The sequence below is a fragment of the Ensifer sp. Root1252 genome (assembly GCF_001425885.1).
GTDB classification, from domain to species: domain Bacteria; phylum Pseudomonadota; class Alphaproteobacteria; order Rhizobiales; family Rhizobiaceae; genus Ensifer; species Ensifer canadensis.
On record NZ_LMDT01000012.1, the window covers coordinates 433,367 to 449,147 of the forward strand.

General features: G+C 60.0%; 20 protein-coding genes and 2 pseudogenes. 12 read left to right on the top strand and 10 right to left on the bottom strand.

The genetic code is table 11. The features are described 5' to 3' along the window. Window positions 1–39: 39 nt before the first annotated feature. Both ltrA and ASD02_RS14640 read right to left on the bottom strand, forming a co-directional pair. The gene (gene ltrA / locus ASD02_RS14635) at window positions 40–1,551 is read right to left on the bottom strand and encodes a group II intron reverse transcriptase/maturase (RefSeq protein WP_244494221.1); all 1,512 of its coding nucleotides are present in this window, start codon (window positions 1,549–1,551) and stop codon (window positions 40–42) included. Between the two features lie 619 nt (window positions 1,552–2,170). Then, window positions 2,171–2,653 (bottom strand): annotated as a pseudogene (locus tag ASD02_RS14640) (transposase); the annotation flags it as partial. A gap of 278 nt (window positions 2,654–2,931) precedes the next feature. Between ASD02_RS14640 and ASD02_RS14645 the strand changes: the two are divergent. After that, on the top strand, window positions 2,932–3,252 hold the full coding sequence (locus tag ASD02_RS14645) for a DUF4440 domain-containing protein (RefSeq protein WP_025427474.1): 321 nt from the start codon (window positions 2,932–2,934) through the stop codon (window positions 3,250–3,252). A 120-nt stretch (window positions 3,253–3,372) separates the two neighbouring features. On the opposite strand, the gene ASD02_RS40400 is transcribed toward ASD02_RS14645, so the two are convergent. Both ASD02_RS40400 and ASD02_RS14650 read right to left on the bottom strand, forming a co-directional pair. Beyond that, window positions 3,373–3,507 (bottom strand): hypothetical protein, encoded by a 135-nt coding sequence (locus ASD02_RS40400; protein ID WP_255569852.1) that lies wholly within the window; start codon window positions 3,505–3,507, stop codon window positions 3,373–3,375. 468 nt (window positions 3,508–3,975) lie between these two features. Then, complete coding sequence (locus ASD02_RS14650) at window positions 3,976–4,467, bottom strand: tetratricopeptide repeat protein (RefSeq protein ID WP_158268925.1); 492 nt, start codon at window positions 4,465–4,467, stop codon at window positions 3,976–3,978. 371 nt (window positions 4,468–4,838) lie between these two features. Here ASD02_RS14650 and ASD02_RS14655 point away from each other — a divergent pair, with 371 nt between their 5' ends. Next, window positions 4,839–5,021: a hypothetical protein gene (locus ASD02_RS14655; RefSeq protein WP_057220799.1), complete on the top strand. Its 183-nt coding sequence runs from the start codon at window positions 4,839–4,841 to the stop codon at window positions 5,019–5,021. A gap of 102 nt (window positions 5,022–5,123) precedes the next feature. Here ASD02_RS14655 and ASD02_RS39765 read toward each other — a convergent pair. Beyond that, window positions 5,124–5,276: pseudogene (locus ASD02_RS39765) on the bottom strand (IS5/IS1182 family transposase); the annotation flags it as partial. Window positions 5,277–5,691: 415 nt separating this feature from the next. Here ASD02_RS39765 and ASD02_RS14660 point away from each other — a divergent pair. From ASD02_RS14660 to ASD02_RS14675, 5 genes are all read left to right on the top strand, one after another. Further along, complete coding sequence (locus ASD02_RS14660; RefSeq protein ID WP_025427471.1) at window positions 5,692–6,264, top strand: hypothetical protein; 573 nt, start codon at window positions 5,692–5,694, stop codon at window positions 6,262–6,264. 448 nt (window positions 6,265–6,712) lie between these two features. Next, window positions 6,713–7,270, top strand: coding sequence for a lysozyme (locus ASD02_RS14665; RefSeq protein ID WP_225906312.1), 558 nt, complete (start codon window positions 6,713–6,715; stop codon window positions 7,268–7,270). Then, window positions 7,267–7,371, top strand: coding sequence for an LPXTG cell wall anchor domain-containing protein (locus ASD02_RS39770; RefSeq protein WP_225906311.1), 105 nt, complete (start codon window positions 7,267–7,269; stop codon window positions 7,369–7,371). The genes ASD02_RS14665 and ASD02_RS39770 overlap by 4 nt, the downstream gene beginning before the upstream one ends. Before the next feature lie 117 nt (window positions 7,372–7,488). Further along, window positions 7,489–7,746 (top strand): hypothetical protein, encoded by a 258-nt coding sequence (locus tag ASD02_RS14670; RefSeq protein ID WP_025427469.1) that lies wholly within the window; start codon window positions 7,489–7,491, stop codon window positions 7,744–7,746. After that, window positions 7,733–8,107, top strand: coding sequence for a DUF1515 family protein (locus ASD02_RS14675; RefSeq protein ID WP_038576200.1), 375 nt, complete (start codon window positions 7,733–7,735; stop codon window positions 8,105–8,107). The genes ASD02_RS14670 and ASD02_RS14675 overlap by 14 nt, the downstream gene beginning before the upstream one ends. A 159-nt stretch (window positions 8,108–8,266) precedes the next feature. Here ASD02_RS14675 and ASD02_RS14680 read toward each other — a convergent pair whose 3' ends face one another. The 4 genes from ASD02_RS14680 to ASD02_RS14695 form a co-directional block, all read right to left on the bottom strand. After that, complete coding sequence (locus tag ASD02_RS14680; protein ID WP_025427467.1) at window positions 8,267–8,530, bottom strand: hypothetical protein; 264 nt, start codon at window positions 8,528–8,530, stop codon at window positions 8,267–8,269. 440 nt (window positions 8,531–8,970) lie between these two features. Next, window positions 8,971–9,216 carry a hypothetical protein gene (locus ASD02_RS14685; protein ID WP_025427466.1) on the bottom strand — a complete coding sequence of 82 codons (246 nt, stop codon included), beginning with the start codon at window positions 9,214–9,216 and terminating at the stop codon, window positions 8,971–8,973. Between the two features lie 136 nt (window positions 9,217–9,352). Then, window positions 9,353–9,556: a hypothetical protein gene (locus ASD02_RS14690; RefSeq protein ID WP_057206239.1), complete on the bottom strand. Its 204-nt coding sequence runs from the start codon at window positions 9,554–9,556 to the stop codon at window positions 9,353–9,355. Between the two features lie 302 nt (window positions 9,557–9,858). Then, window positions 9,859–10,155: a hypothetical protein gene (locus tag ASD02_RS14695; protein ID WP_025427464.1), complete on the bottom strand. Its 297-nt coding sequence runs from the start codon at window positions 10,153–10,155 to the stop codon at window positions 9,859–9,861. 251 nt (window positions 10,156–10,406) lie between these two features. Between ASD02_RS14695 and ASD02_RS14700 the strand changes: the two genes are divergently transcribed. From ASD02_RS14700 to ASD02_RS14710, 3 genes are all read left to right on the top strand, one after another. Then, window positions 10,407–10,793, top strand: a complete 387-nt coding sequence (locus ASD02_RS14700; protein ID WP_038576197.1) for a cupin domain-containing protein — start codon at window positions 10,407–10,409, stop codon at window positions 10,791–10,793. A gap of 390 nt (window positions 10,794–11,183) precedes the next feature. Further along, window positions 11,184–11,483 carry a hypothetical protein gene (locus ASD02_RS38220; protein WP_156407972.1) on the top strand — a complete coding sequence of 100 codons (300 nt, stop codon included), beginning with the start codon at window positions 11,184–11,186 and terminating at the stop codon, window positions 11,481–11,483. 68 nt (window positions 11,484–11,551) lie between these two features. Continuing rightward, window positions 11,552–12,481, top strand: a complete 930-nt coding sequence (locus ASD02_RS14710; protein ID WP_038576195.1) for a sterol desaturase family protein — start codon at window positions 11,552–11,554, stop codon at window positions 12,479–12,481. Between the two features lie 52 nt (window positions 12,482–12,533). Here the strand turns inward: ASD02_RS14710 and ASD02_RS14715 are convergent, their stop codons facing one another. After that, window positions 12,534–13,565 (bottom strand): helix-turn-helix domain-containing protein, encoded by a 1,032-nt coding sequence (locus tag ASD02_RS14715; RefSeq protein ID WP_239637573.1) that lies wholly within the window; start codon window positions 13,563–13,565, stop codon window positions 12,534–12,536. A gap of 118 nt (window positions 13,566–13,683) precedes the next feature. On the opposite strand from ASD02_RS14715, the gene ASD02_RS14720 reads away from it, so the two are divergent. Both ASD02_RS14720 and ASD02_RS14725 read left to right on the top strand, forming a co-directional pair. Next, window positions 13,684–14,691, top strand: coding sequence for an alpha/beta hydrolase (locus tag ASD02_RS14720; protein WP_057206241.1), 1,008 nt, complete (start codon window positions 13,684–13,686; stop codon window positions 14,689–14,691). Window positions 14,692–14,767: 76 nt separating this feature from the next. Then, entirely contained in the window at window positions 14,768–15,712 is a 945-nt protein-coding gene (locus tag ASD02_RS14725) for an MBL fold metallo-hydrolase (RefSeq protein WP_057220800.1), read from the top strand. Window positions 15,713–15,781: the final 69 nt, after the last annotated feature.

Sequence of the window (15,781 nt, forward strand, 5' to 3'; positions counted from 1 at the left end):
TTCGCATCGCCTCTCGCCGAACCGGACGTGCGCCTTTCGTTACGCATCCGGCTCTCCAGAAGACATGGCAAAGTCAGGCATATCCATCCACGCGAGACGGTATCGCTCGACAGGTGTCCAGCCGAGCACATGTTGCTCAACGGCCCCTTCTCTCCAAACCCGTCTCGTCGCCCGGCGTCTGCTTGGCTGTTTCGAGCCCCACAGTTCGCTCGGCGTAGCCTTTGGGCGTTTCTTATGCAGCCAGCAGTAAAGGCGCAGGCCGATGTACCAGTCGAGGGCGACAAATACGCGGCCGGCGCCGACACAGTAGCGATAATAATTCGCCCATCCGCTGGTGATGGAATTCACCTTCCGGAGCTTTTCGCCAAGACTGACGGATATGCTATCGCGCTGCGTCAGTTGCTTGACCTTGTGACGCAGGTTCGCGGCCTTTGCCTTGGGTATTTCAACGCGCGGGCCATAGCCGTAGCGTTTATCCCAATGCACACTGAAGCGGAATCCGAGAAACTCGAAGCCCTCTGTCATGGCCGTAACCTTCGTCTTTTCCGGCGACAACGTTAGCCCGGTCGTCTCGATCAGGTAGTCGGCCAGAGCGGATTTCTCTGCCATAGCCTCCTCCAGCGATCCAGACACCAAAACCACGAAGTCGTCGGCGTAGCGCACCGGCAGAAACACACAGCGTCCTGCTATGCGATCACTGTCCCGGGCGCTCGCCGCTGCCGCCACTCCGTCGCTTTTGCGACGGGCTTGGGTCTTTCTGCGGTGATAGGTCCACCTTTCATATCGCTCCTCGATCGCGCTAAGGGCGATGTTTGCGAGCAATGGTGAGATGATCCCGCCTTGAGGGGTACCGGCGTCCGTCCGCAGGAACTGATCCTCCGTCAAAACACCGGCCTTGAGGAATAATCCGACCAATCGCACCACTCGTCGATCACCGATGCGCTTGCGCATCCGTTCGAGCAGGTGATGATGATTGATATTGTCGAAGCATCCTTTGATGTCCCCCTCAATAACCCAAGGGTATGGCAACCGGTTTCGCCGGGTGTCCCTGTCCCGCTTCTGCGGCAAGGCTGCCCGACGAATGTACTCCAGGGCACCGTGGGTGTTTCTGCCGGGTCGGAACCCGTAAGAGACATGCCAGAACTGTGCCTCGAAGATTGGCTCCAGAAGAATCTTGACCGCGCCTTGTACGACGCGGTCTCTGATGGTGGGGATGCCCAAGGGCCGGAATTGCCCCGGTTTCCCGGCCTTTGGAATCAGTTTGCGTCTGGCCGGACTTGGCCGATATGCGCCGCTGCGCAGATCCGCTTGAAGGTCGATCAAAAAGCAATGTTCACTCCGGTTCCGGATGCGTCCCACCGTCATCCCGTCAACCCCGGCCGTACGTCCACCTTTATTTGAGGCAACGCGCAGCCAGGCATGACGCAGCACCCGCAGGTTGGTCAACCAACCCCACATGTCACGCCATTGGTCGTCGGGATTAGCCTTACTCCACTGATAGAGTTTGCTTTGAATGCCGAGTACCCAGACCTTGTCGGTCTGATGATCCATGTCCACAGATCACTCCTCCGTCTTTACAAGCCTATCGTCTTCCTGCTTCCCTTCGCCCTGTGCGCGGCTTTCCCGCACTCCGACTACTACGAAAGCTCCGCCCTTGGTGTCGTCCATATCCGGCCATCGCAGCGAGCCCAGCTTCCAACCGGGCAGACAATCCAAGTTCCCGTGTTCCGACTTCCAACCTTGTGCCGTTAGGCGGTGAGCTCTACCCCGTGCAATGCGGGAGATGGGGCATAGGAGCCAATCCCATCTCGGGTCTCTTCGAGAACCCGGCAGCAAGGATCGATGAGCCTTGCCGCCTCTGATTGCTCTTTCGTGCCTCCACGCCATCACGCTAATGGAAGCGATTTCTGTGTTTCGAGGCTTCTGACGCTCACTTCGTTGTCTCGCCATGGGCATTGCGGTAGCCCGACCTGCGGTTGATGGCCCGCATCCGGTACAGTTAAGGCCGATCTGCTTATGCAACCCAACCGGCGACGCCCGGTCAGGCTTCTCGGCCCCCTTCGATCCACTGCTCCCGTGGATCGGACGGCATTGCAGCCGTCGGTCAAAAATCGGCAAGCTTGAGAGGTTACACTAAATCATACGCACCTCCCGCGCCGCACGGCGCACCGTCGATCCACAGATACGGCCAGTCGCCTTCAATGGGGCGGCTGAGGAACGCCTTCACCTTGTCGTCGATCTCCTCGCACAGCCTCGAGACCTGGCTCTTGGAGATGCCGCTCATACCCATCGCCTTGACCAGGTCGTCGACGGAGCGGGTCGAAACGCCCTGGATATAGGCTTCCTGAATTACGGCCGTCAGAGCCTTCTCGGCCATGCGACGCGGCTCGAGAAAGCTTGGGAAATAGGTGCCGGTACGAAGCTTCGGGATGCGCAGTTCCACGGTCCCGGCCCGTGTTTCCCAGTCGCGCTCGCGGTAGCCGTTACGTTGGGCAAGCCGAAAGGCGTTCTTCTCGCCATAGGCCGCGCCCGTCTTCGCCCCGACCTCCAGCTCCATCAGCTTCTCGGCAGCAAAGCCGATCATCTCCCGCAGCAAATCCACATCCGCGCTCTTCTCAACAAGCGAGCGCAGGTTCATCATCTCGTCGGTCATCGGTGATCTTTCCATCAGGTTGAGCTTGAACAACCCGACCCTACCGGAAAAACACTGATGGCCGCCTTCCTGTTACACCACCTCACGGGACACGATCGACGCGCCTCCTCGCTGGATTGCCGGTGACCTACTGCATGTTTCCTTAAATCCTATTCGATTTAAGGATAAAAACATGCAGTAACTCAAAGTGTTACAGCGACCTTTGCGCGTCTGATAATACGCGCGGCGCTGTAGAGTACATGGTGTCCCCGATGACCCCTGATGGAAGCGCGTGAGACATGGCCGATTTTGCCGTTCATATTGACGAGATCCGGGCACTCGAGGAGGCGCTTCATCGTCCGGAGCTGCGTCGCTCAAGAGCGGCCGTCGAGGTGCTGCTGGCCGAGGGCTTTGTCGAGTTCGGAGCGTCCGGGACGAAATATCACCGCGCGGAAATGATCGACCTTCTCTCAGAGGAAGACGACGACCCAGCGGGTGATGAGCTTCGAGCGACGGACTTTTCGCTGACGCGCATTTCCGCCCGGGGCGACGACACGATGTCGACCGAAGCAGGTGCTGATGCTCGCGCACAATGCTGCCTGGTTGATGGCCGCGGCTAATTCATCCGGGCGGGCGCGGCTTTTGCGTCATGTGGACCGACGTTGCGGTCAACTCCGGTTTCAGCGTTGTTTTTGCGCATGTCGTTATCGCAAAACCGCTTCACACTTTTGCGCAAGCGCCTAGAATTTCAGCGTGGCGTCGTCGTGTTTGGGTGGCGGGTGGCTGTCTCTCTGGCGGCGCATCCCGTAGGCGAGGGCAAGCCCCAGCACGGCAGAACCGATGACGACGGCGAGTAGTGCGAAGAAATTCTCCATGACATTCTCCTCCCGGCAGCGATGATAACACAATCGGACGCGCACAACCAAATTCCTGCACATCCTCGAGAACCGGCATTGGCTGCAGGCAAAAGTCGAGCCCGAAGGGACAACGAGGGCGGGGCGTGGGTTGTTCCGAGCGGTTTGAAGATATCCGGTTTAATCGGCCGGACGCGGGCTTTGGTTGTCCGATCTGCGTTTGGAGCCGTCGGCGAAGTCGATGGGACTTTGTCAGTTTCGCGTTGAGACCGCCTGGCCGCACGTGATGGCATGGTCCGGAATGTGCGGCCTCAAAAAAAGAACGAAAATAGAACAAAGTTTGTCCGAGAGGGTTGCCATTCGCCTAGAACCGGGCTAAGGATATTACAGGATGGTCGTTTCGTAATCGAAGCGGCCTTTTTCATTTTAGCGGGGCAGGCGGCCCTTCCGGGCGACACCTCTCGTTGTACTCAACACCTCTCGTTGTACTCAACGGCGCCCAGTTTCTCTCTGTTCGTCTTCGACCCTCTCCAGCGCCTGATTTGACAGGCTTTCCGCAGGCTTTCTTTCGACGGGTCCTTCGCGCCTTTCGCGGGGATCGAGTGCTGCGCACAGGCTGGCCGATGCCGTGTTCTGTTCGGGGCCACCGTCGTCCTGATTGCGCCTGTCGATCACCTGGCGGGCGCCGTGATGACCCTTGCGCGCGGCGCTCCGCAACCAGCGAAGTGCCTCCTGCTGGTCGGGCTCGACACCGATGCCCTTGTGGTAGATCGCTGCCAGGCGGGCTTGCGATGCGGCGTCGCCCTGGCGGGCGGCTTGGCCGTTCCAGTGGTAGGACGCAGCGTAGTTTTCCTTGCGGCCATCGTTGAAATAGATTTCGCCGAGCGCCGCCTGGGCGTCGAGATTTCCTGACGTGGCGAGTTCGAGCAACCTTGGCGAGACATTTGCGGCGGAGAGCCGCGGCTTAAAAATGGTCTTCAACCTTCTGACTGCATTTTGGATCATCAGACACCCGTCTTATTCATCGCATAATTCCTCAAAGTCGGCATCGATCGAACGGATAAATTATGCTGCGATTTGAAAGTGTTATGTCTTCAACCTGCCTGTCATATCCGCTGCGAGGCGCCTTTGGCCGCCCAGCGTGCCGCGAATGCGCTGCGTGTAAATTAGTATTGGTGACAGAATACAACCTAAGGTCAAGTAGGTGAATGCAATTCCCCGTGGATATCGGGTGGCTGTTGCCTGATTGCCGATGGCCGGGCGCGTGGGTGCGTGGGCGACATTAGAGAGCTTTGCGGCGCTACTGCATGTTTCCTTAAATCGACGCGTGGCGCTGCATGGGAGCCATCATCATGAGCATCGGTAAGCCAGCCAAGGACCCGAAGACCGGGCGCTTCCTGCCGCGTGTGCCGGGGGCGGCGACACCAGTCCGGACACGCGCCCGCAAGGCGGTGCGCACCAAGCTCGGCGAGCTGTTTCTCGAAGACATGCTTGTTGCCTGGCAGAGCCGGGGGCGGCCGCGATCCACGCGCTGATCGAAAAGAGTCCGCACGATTTTCTCAAGGCCGTGGCCTCGCTGATGCCGAAGGACGTGAATGTCAATGTCAACCAGATCGGCGAGATGACGGATGCGCATCTGCCCCCCCTTTTCCTCCGGCTGCCGATCGATGCGCTTTGGCGGTCGTACTATCGATCATATGAATATCCGCATCGCCACACTTGACCAAAGCCTCAACCAGCCGCCGCCATATTCCCCGTGCCGACCAGCGATGAAACCGGTTGTAGATGGTCCTCCTTTGGTTGAGTGATTGAATCATGGCAACGAAGAATGTTCAATGGCTTGATTGGGTTTTGACCCTAGAGCCACAAGAACAAACCACTCATCGGATCCTTCAGCGAAGAATCTAAATCAGATGTCAGCCAAAATTATTGGGTCCAGAGCCTAAACGGCGATTGAGGCCGCAAGCACTGCCAGAAGTGTCGCGAGTGCGAGAGCGGCTCCGTACTTGGCCACTGTGATGCGGCGGCGGCGTCCGCCGGTCCAATCGTAGCTCATGGTCTTGCTCCGACGACTTTCATGTCGCGACGCGGACGATCGGTGATTCTGCTTAACAAATAGGAAAGCATTGTCGACAAAACTGCGCTTGCGTTTTGGGGATGCTGTTAGTCTGGCGTCCAGAGGCCCCTATGAGGCGGAGGTAGCGTATGCCGGATGCTTCGATCGACTTGGCGCTCTATTCGGCAGCGCTGAACATCACTGCGCCACCGGCGCTTATCCGGCCCTTTCTCGACCAGTTGGCGGAGGGCCAATTCTCCGTTGATGAAATCAGGAGGCGTTGCGCGGAGAACGGCGTCCGCCTCAAGGCCCATCTGCGCAAGGGCGAACGCACCCGCAAGGACCTGCGTGCGGCCTTCGACCTGCAATCGGTGGAGCGGCGGCACTTGGATATTCTCGACATGCTGATTGCGAGCCTGGAGGCCAAGGCTGCGCGTGACGCCAGCGAGTTCGATGGGCTGCTGGATGATTTCAAGGCGAGGGTTTCAACCCTTTCCGGCTCTGTCGATGTGGGGGAAGCGGCAGAGCTCGAAGAGATCTACAGGACGATCGAGGCGCAGGTGCGGGTGGAGATCGGTGAACTCGTCGATGTCGCCCAGTTCTTGCGTGGCCTGCGCTCGAGATGCGGTGACGACCGAGGCGAGAAACGCCTACCCGACAGCGAAAGCCTCAAGACGTTGCTGGGTTCGTTGTCGCCGTCCAAGCCCCCCTCTGTCTCCTAGTGCGTTTCCGGTCTAAACGGAGTCGTAGAAACGCTCTATCTCTTTGTCTCGACGCATTTCCTGACGGAAAACCGCTTCGCACTTTTCCTGGGAAGGCTCCAAACCGGCGAGAGTCCGCATGTCCTATTCGGTCGGACGCGGCTGTTACCGGCGACCCTGCGATGCAGGCGCCGCGACAGATGTTGTCCGCGAATTGCCGCTTGTCAGTAGGGCTGCACCATGATGACACAGCTGACAAGCACGATGACCAAAGCGGTCATCTTCACGAATGCGGCATCCATCATGGCTAGATCTCCCCTTTGATCGTTTCCTTAAATCCCATTCGATTTAAGGAAACATGCAGCAATTCAAAGTGCTGCAGCAATCTTTGCGCCTTTAATAAGACGCGCGGCGCTGTAGCAACACATTACCGTTGCTTCTGGTTCCCAATCTAAACAGGACAAACGACATGAACATGAACCGACGCATCAACGCGGCGGGCCTTGCGCTCGTCAAGCAGTGGGAAGGTCTGAAGACGAAGGCCTATCGGGACGTCGCCGGTGTGTGGACCATCGGCTATGGCCATACCAGCGCCGCGGGCGCTCCGGCGGTGACGCCGGGAATGGTGATCTCCGAGGCGCAGGCAGACGATATCCTGAGGGCGGATTTGGCGACATTCGAGGAACGGGTCTTGCGTCTCGTTAAGGTGCCGCTTTCCGACAACCAGTTCGCCGTGCTTGTCTCGTTCGATTTCAACACCGGTCGCCTCGGCAAATCGACTTTGCTGAACAAACTGAATGGCGGCGACTATGACGCTGTGCCGGGCGAGCTTATGAAATGGGTCAATGCCGGCGGCAAGCGCGTGAAGGGGTTGGTCAATCGCCGAGCTGCCGAAGCCGGGCTTTGGGCCAAGGGCGAGTTCGTGGCCTCCAACACCGTTATCGCCGCGCCGAAGCCGCCCGAAGCGGAACAAAGGAGAATATCTCCTGGCTCGCGGGCATTCTGTCCTCGCTCGGCTTTGCGTTGACCGGAAGTGGCCCGCTGCAATGGGTGTTTGCCGGCATCATTGTTGCTGCCTTCGCAATCGGCGCCTTCCTCTTCGTTCGCAAGCGGCTCGATCCGGCATGATCGCCCGGCCAAAGATCCTTTTCGGCGGGCTTGTGCTCGCTGCCGTCACCTGGGCCGTACTCGAGATCCGGGCGGACGGCGCCCGGTCCGTTCTTCATGCGATTGAAAGGCAGAATGATGACGCTGCGAACCGCGCTCGAAAGATGCGCCTTGATTACGATTCCTGTCTTCGCGCTGGCGGGCTATGGGATTTCGGCGCCGAAGACTGTGACCGGCCTTAAAAGCGTCGTCGGCGTCGACCTTGTCGGCGCGCGCGGCGCGACGCCGGCAGATCAGCGCAAGATCGACCGCACTGTCGTCGGTCTCTGCGCCGCGGCAGTCTGGTCAAAGGCGGACTGCGCAAGGCACGGAGGGCGTCAAGATGTCTCCAGCTGAAATCGATGTCAGCGTGCACCGCCAGCTCGGAGAGCTGGTCGCGGGCATGCGCGGTCTGCAGGAATCGATCCGGCGGATCGAGGAGGGCGCACAACGTGCCGAGGATAAGGCGACGAGCAGTCGGGCGGGCGTCCATCAGCGGATGGACCAGTTGGTCGATCGCGTCGGTGATCTCGAGGCTTCGGTCTCGACGCTTGGTGGTGACGTTGCAGAGATGAAGCCGGTGACCGACGACGTCAAACGCTGGAAGCTGATGGGCATCGGCGCCCTTGGTGTTACCGGCATAGCGGCGATGGCGCTTGGCGTCAGCTTTGCCGAGGCGATAAGGCGGATCATATTCGTCATTGTCGGAAAGGGGTGATGGTGTCGTTCGCAGCTGCTGCTCTGCCTTGGCCGAACAGGGGTGAGCCAAGCAACGTGACAGCGGCAAGCTGCCGCTGTCACTGATGTGCGCGTGAGAGCATGAGGCGTGAAGGGGGCCGCGGAAATGGTTCGATTGGCTCAGTCCAACCGGGCCAGCCTAATGAAGCGTCTGGACGGGATGTTCGGTGAACGTGTGGATGCCATCGCGTTCGATCGTGGCGAGGAATTCTTCGTAGGCGTCGCGGTCGGTGGGGAAGGAATCTTCCCAGACGGTGGAGTAGCCCTCCTCGTCGATCACCTCGAGCGTCCAGTCGAGATTGGAGCCCGTCGGGCGCGAGATGCGGATATGAACAACGACGTCGTCGTCGGCAAACTCGCCGGACAATTCCGAAAGCTCCAGGTCTTCTTCTGTTTGGGTCATGAGCGTTTATAACATGTCCTGAGTGAGCGAACCAATCTTGTGGCGGTTCCTGGCCTTTGCCTGCGTACGAAGGCTACGTTTGCGTAGCCGATTACTGCATGTTTCCTTAAATCCTATTCGATTTAAGGAAACATGCCGTAATTCAAAGTGCTACAGCAACCTTTGCGCGTCTGATGAGACGCGCGGCGCTGTAGGTGAGGGCGTTTGACGCCTTGATAGGCCGAAAGGCGATTGCCATACAATAGGATAGGTTTGGCCGGGGTTGCTTTGCAACCCCGGCGTCTTTTGCACGTCAAGATGGCGGCAATAGCGAAACGATCCCGGATCGCTACTGCATGTTTCCTTAAATCCTATTCGATTTAAGGAAACATGCAGTAATTCAAAGCGCGACAGCGATAGCAGGTCATGCCGGCGCCGGTCATCCTTGTTGCCTTGCAACGTCACTGCTCGGGAGCCAACGACCACGGCTCGCTTCTGCGCTCGAACCACAGAGCCCGCTCGCACAGGGCCGCCTCGTCGCGTGTGCCGGAGCGGAATTCGCCGATGATGAATTTCGCCAGGCGATTGGCACGGTAGTCACTGCGCGGCATCCTTGCTGCAAGGCAGGCCGTGTTGAGAACCCGCTGGAGCATGGCGATCTCAGCTGGATTGAATGCACAATCGAAGTGTTTGGAATGATGCTGCATTTTGACCTCCCTACTGCATATTTCCATAAATCGTTTTCGATTTAAGGATGAAAACATGCAGCAATTCAAAGTGCTACAGCGACCTTTTCCGCGTCTGATAAGACGCACGGCGCTGTAGGTGCGACTGCGGGAGCCTTCATTTCTCACTGTCGGCTTGTATCGTCGTGCACGCATGTATCAGGTGGTCAAGTTCCACCTTATAGGGGCCGTGCTTCGCGAAAATCTCGCGTGCCTCCAGCGGCGGCAGGCCGGAGGCGGCGATGAATTCCTCCAGGTCGTATCGTGTATTCCAGTTTTTGACGATCCGGCCGAACTGTCTTTTCGTATCTGACGCAAACATGATGAACCTCCCGTTCTGCAGGCTAAATTCGCGACGCGAACGGTGGTTCCACGGTGCTGAAAATTCCGTCTTCTGGGATGTGCCGGCCCTGTTTTCTCAGCTTGCATCGTTCGGGCGCCGCCGCGACGGCCTCGCGACCAGACAGTTATAGAGAAACGTCTGTGGCAGGTCAGAAATCGCCACACGCGACCCGTTGCAGTTGTGGTCCTGCGGGCAAGACAGGCGTAGAGTAAGCCATTGCACATCAATCTTGAATGCGGTCTCGGTTATCCACGGAGAGGCCGCATTTTTTTGTGGCGGCCTCAGCGCTGATGCGGACTGCGCCGGCCGGGTCTGGCAACCCAGATGTCGACGGTTTCGGTCTCTTCTGTCCTTGGCGGTACCCGGCGCCGTTCGCGCCACAGCGCGCATTCCAGCAGCGTGCGCTCGTCGCCATTGCCGATGCAAAATTCATCCATGATGAATTTGGCCAGCCGGTTGGCGCGTTCGCCGCGGCGTGGGACGCGGGCGGCAAAGCAGGTCGCGTCGAAGACCCGCTGCAGCATTTCGATGTCATCCGGACTTAATTGTCTGCCCGAGGTCTGCGGGAGATCATGCATTCGAACCTCCTTCATGGACGTCCATAGCCAGTGCCGAAGGGAGACAAGATACATCAGCCGTCTTATCGGGCAATACGGAAATATTCGCCTGCATCCCGGACGTGGTGTCGGCAGCAATTCCAAGTCCTACGGCGACCTTAGCGCGTCTAATAAGACGCGCGGCGCGGTAGACCGCGCCATCTGCGCACGATCGTTCAAGATCGATGCCCGCGCTCCATGCATGTTGGCACTTCATCGAAATGAGGAAAGACATGACGGAAAGCATCGAGACGTCCGACCGCAAGCCCATCAAATTCTCCGAGAAGCTGGAGATGATCGCGGAACTGTGGCAACCGCGCGTGATCGCCGAGATGAACGACTACCAGTTCAAACTCGTGCGCATCGAGGGCGATTTCATCTGGCACGACCACCCCGAGACGGATGAGACGTTCATCGTGCTCGATGGCATCCTGCGGATCGATTTCCGCGATGGATCTGTACAGATTGGCCCTGGCGAGATGTTCGTCGTGCCTCGAGGCGTCGAGCACAAGCCGTTTGCAGAGAGCGAGGTGCGGATGCTGCTGATAGAACCGCGTGGCGTTTTGAACACCGGTCATGCCGGCGGCGAGCGCACAGCGCAGAACGACCGCTGGATCTAGGGCAGGGCTGTCGCGCTGGCGTTTCCTTGATGCCCGCTCGCGTCGTATTCCTGTCAGGCGCCTACAGCGCCGCGCGTCTTATCAGACGCGCAAAGGTCGCTGTAGCACTTTGAATGGCTGCCTGTTTTTATCCTTAAATCAAATAGGATTTGAGGAAACATGCAGTAGTGATCACCCGCGCCTGATCGGCAATGCCGATGCTAGAAGGGGCAGGCCGGGCCGACGGCCAGGCAGGCACGGGCGAAATCGGCCCCCGGATCAGTGCAATGCTGGTGTAATGAAATCAGTAGAGTTTGCCGCCAATGCTCCAACGATGAGGATTGGCGTCATCCCATGTGTTTTCTCAGGATCGGTCTGCTGGCATGTCACCTGCTCGGGGCGTCATCCCAGATGGAACACAGCCGCCTCGAAGCGAGCGGCGACGATCGCTTTGCACTCGAGCGACAGTTCGTTCAGTATCGCCCGGATCCCTGCCGCGACGGGCGTTTCAGTGACGGCCGGCCGCGCAGCTGCGCGGAGCTTCGCCGCTGGCTTGACGACGGCGGCGACCCCGGCTGGCGAAAGCACCGGGAGGGATTGAGTTGGGCCGAGCGTCGCCGGCGGATCTGCACCGACGGACGTTTCAGCGATGGCCATGCGCATACCTGCGACGAGCTGATGGAGCGATACCATCCGCAGGACGAGGATTAGAACATTTCCTGAGATAACCCCCTGCCGTATTGCATCCCTCCGATTTTCTGAAAAGTGGTCGAAAAATAATGGTCTTTCATCAAGCTAGCTCTTCATCGCCGCTACGATACTTGGTCTCCATCCTGTTGTGGCCGGCGCTTTATTTCGGCGGACTGGCCGCAGCCGGATTGGCTTTTGCCACATCCTCGCCGGTGCCCTGGTTCAACGTCGTCTACCTCTCGGTGGTGGCGATCATCGCGCTGTTCGAGCGCATCATGCCCTATGAGCCGACCTGGCTTGCTCCGGATGGCGAGACGCTCAACAATCTCGGCCATACGATGTTGACGAAGGGGATCGTGCAGATCGCGGCGGCGTTCGGTGCATCCTTTCCATTACTGGTCGCCATTTTCGCGCAGCCGTTCTTCGGGTCGCAGCCGCATATCTGGCCGGCACATTGGTCGATGTTCGCCCAGGTCGTGCTCGGGCTGGTCGTTGCCGAGTTCGGGCTCTATGCCGCTCACCGCCTGGCGCATGAGCGGCTTGGGCTCTGGCGCTTCCACGCGCTGCATCACAGTGTCACGCGGCTTTGGGTGCTGAACACCGGCCGCTTTCACGTCGTCGATTCCCTGCTGAAGGTGGGCCTCAGCCAGCTGCCGCTCTATCTGCTCGGGGCGCCGCTGCAGGTCTTCCTCTGGATCGGTGCCGTCACCGCCTTTACCGGCCTTCTGACCCATTGCAATGTCCAGATGCGCACCGGCCCGCTTGACTGGGTCTTCTCGACGCCACGGCTTCACCGCTGGCACCATTCGAAGGACATGGCCGAGGGCAACAGCAACTACGGCGAAAACATCGTGCTTTGGGACCAGCTGTTCGGCACCTACTTCAATCCCGACCGGCCATCCTCCACCGACATCGGCATCACCGGCAAGGTGTCGCGCAGCTTTGTCGGCCAGCTGGTGCAGCCTTTTTCAAAGAGCGGCGCGCGCCAGATCTTGGGGCGAAAGCCGAGCGGCGATTAACGGCACCCGGAAAACGTGTTGGCGAAACATGCCGGCGTCGACGCCGTGCAGATCAGGCGGGCGCGGCGGCTGCAAGTCCTGCCATGGCCGGCCGTCGCGTGCCGTCCGACACCGAGAAGCGCAACCGGTACTCCCGCGGCGACAGGCCGAGGATCTTGCGGAAGATCTTGCGGTAGGCGTTGGTGTCGTCGTAGCCGCTCTGCCAGGCAACCTGCTCGATCGACAGGTGCGAGCGCTCGAGCAGGTCGCGTGATTTGGCGATCCTCAACCGCTGGCAATATTCCGTCGGGTTGAAGCCGGTCGCCTTCTGGAAGCGCCGGAGAAAAGTGCGGTCGCCGAGCCCGGCGCGCTCAGCCATCATCTGCAGCGTCACGCCCTTGGTGTTGGCGCCGTGCAGCCAGTGCTGGATTTTCAGGATCGTGCTGTCGCCGTGGTCGAGCTTGGGCGCAAAGACGCTGTAGTAGCTCTGTTCGCGGGCACCGGGATCGATGATCATGAAGCGGGCGGTTGCCAGCATCACATTGGTTCCAAGGAACCGGTCGACGAGTTTCAGCCCCAGATCGATCCAGGCCATCATGCCACCGGCAGTGATGATATCGCCTTCGTCGATCAATAGCTTGTCGGTATCGACACGGACATCGCGGTAGCGATCGGCGATCAGGTCCTGGTGCGACCAATGGGTGGTGATCGTGCGACCTGCGGCGAGCCCGGATTCCGCCAGCAGATAGGCGCCGCCGCAGACCGAGCAGACAGTGGTGCCACCGGCATGCTGCTCGCGCACGAAGGCGGGCAGCTGGCCCATGCGCCCGCCTACGGGCAGCTCCGCCAGCGTCGGCGGCAGGATCAGCGCGACGAGACCCGAGGAGGGGCCGGGGTGGGTGTCGAGCGTCTTTTCGACCGAGCCATCCTCCTGAAGCTGCCAGTGGCTGACGCGGATGCGAGGTGCGCGTGCGCCGCCCTGTTCTGTCGCCTGCATGCCGGCCACCTGGAACATGTCGGTCAGCCCATGGACCGCCGACTTCAGCGCGCGCGGATAAACGACGATGCCGATCTCCGCCGGTTCGCTTTCGAGTGGTTTTGTCACTTCTGCCCCCATCGTTGTCAGCTTTGCCGGTCGAGAGGGTAGGCCGGTCATTCTATCAATTCAACCAGCGCTCCGGAACGGAGATCGCCGGTCAACCGAGATGGAAGAGGGCAGGACAATGATTGAAGCAGAAGCAGTTTCCACAGCAGTCTCCACTGGCCTTTCGCGCCGCACAGTTCTTTCGGCTGCCTTTGGCGCCGCGGCCACAGCCGCCGCCGTTCCAGCCGTCATTCGCCCGGCGAAAGCCGAAACCGCATCAAGCACCACATCCGACACATTGGGAGTAACGACCATGGGCAGCCGCATCATCACCCGCGATGGCGTCGAGATCTACTACAAGGACTGGGGCTCAAAGGAGAGCCCGGTGGTCGTGCTCAGCCACGGCTGGCCATTGTCATCGGACAGCTGGGAGGCGCAGGCCTTCCACCTCGCCAGTAACGGCTTCCGCGTCATCACCCATGACCGGCGCGGCCATGGCCGCTCCTCTCAGCCCTGGGACGGCAACGACATGGATCACTATGCCGACGATCTTGCCGACCTGATCAATGCGCTTGATCTGAAGGACATATTCCTCGCCGGGTTCTCCACCGGCGGTGGCGAAATCACCCGCTATATCGGCCGTCACGGAACAAGCCGTATCGCCAAGGCCGGATTGATCTCGGCGGTGCCGCCGCTGATGGTCAAGACCGACAGCAATCCCGGAGGGCTGCCGAAGGAGGTGTTCGACGGGTTGCAGGCGGCAAGCCTGAAGGATCGCTCCAAGCTCTATCGCGATATCGCCTCGGGTCCGTTCTTCGGCTTCAACCGGCCGGGTGCCGTGGCTTCGCAGGGCATGATCGACAGCTTCTGGCTGCAGGGCATGATGGGCGGGCACAAGAACACCTATGACTCGATCGTCGCCTTCTCGCAGACCGACTTTACCGAGGACCTGAAGAAGTTCGACGTGCCGACGCTGATCATCCATGGCGACGACGACCAGATCGTGCCGATCGATGCGGCCGCCCGCGCTTCGAAGCAGCTGGTGCCGAGCGCCACCCTGAAGGTTTATCCCGGCGCGCCGCACGGCATCACCGACACCCACAAGGACCAGCTCAACGCTGACCTGCTCGAATTTGCACGGTCTTGACCCTCGGCCCCCGGCCGGTGCCGCGGAAACGCGCTGCCGGCCGGTTGCTCTCGCTCAAAACAGAAGGAACCGATCCATGACCTGCACAGACGACAAAACCTCCGGCCTCAACCGCCGTTCCTTTCTCGCCGGCTCCGTAGCGGGCGCTGTATTGCCGCTGCTGCCGAAGGGCGTTTACGCCGCAGACACCCACCGCTTCACCCATGGGGCTTTCGATATCGCCGTCGTCAGCGACGGCTTCCTGACGCTGCCGGTCAGCATCGTGCTACCGGATGCGGCGCCGGAGGAGCGCGACGGAATCATGCGCCGGCTCGGCGGCACGCCTGAGGGCGCACCCTTCCACACCAACATCCCGTTCATCCGCACCGGCAGGGACCTGATCGTCGTCGACAACGGATCGGGCGGCAATTTCCAGGCGAGTGCCGGCAAGCTTGCGGCCAATCTGGCGACTGCAGGTATTAATCCGGCGGATGTGACCAAGGTGGTCTTTACCCATGCCCACCCGGATCATGCCGGCGGCACGGTCGGGGCAGACGGCAAGCTCACCTTTCCGAATGCGCAATATTTCGTCTCGGAGCGCGAATGGGCATTCTGGACGAACCCCGACTACGAGAAGGTCATGCCGAAGGCGCTCCACGGCTTTGCCCGCGGTGCGCAGCGCGATCTTTTCGCGGTCAAGGAGCGCCTGACGCTGGTCAAGCCGGGCGACGAGATCGTGACCGGCATGCAGGTGCTCGACACGCGCGGCCACACGCCGGGCCATATCTCGCTGGAACTTGCCGGCGACAACGGGCTCGTCATCTCAGGCGATGCGGCAACCAGCAATATTGTCTTCTTCGAGCACCCGGACTGGCACTTCGGTTTCGATGCCGATCCGGAGCAGGCGCTGAAAACCCGCAAGACGCTGATCGACCGGGCAGCAACGGAAAAGCTGACGCTGCTCGGCTACCACTGGGGCTATCCCGGCATCGGGCGGGCCGAACGGAACGGTGCCGCGTATCGCTTCGTCGCGGGCGCGTAGGGGGCGAGGCCGCTGTCGCCACCAGGCGCAATGGCCAACGTTGGATCAGGGGTTCTTGCCATGGCAATG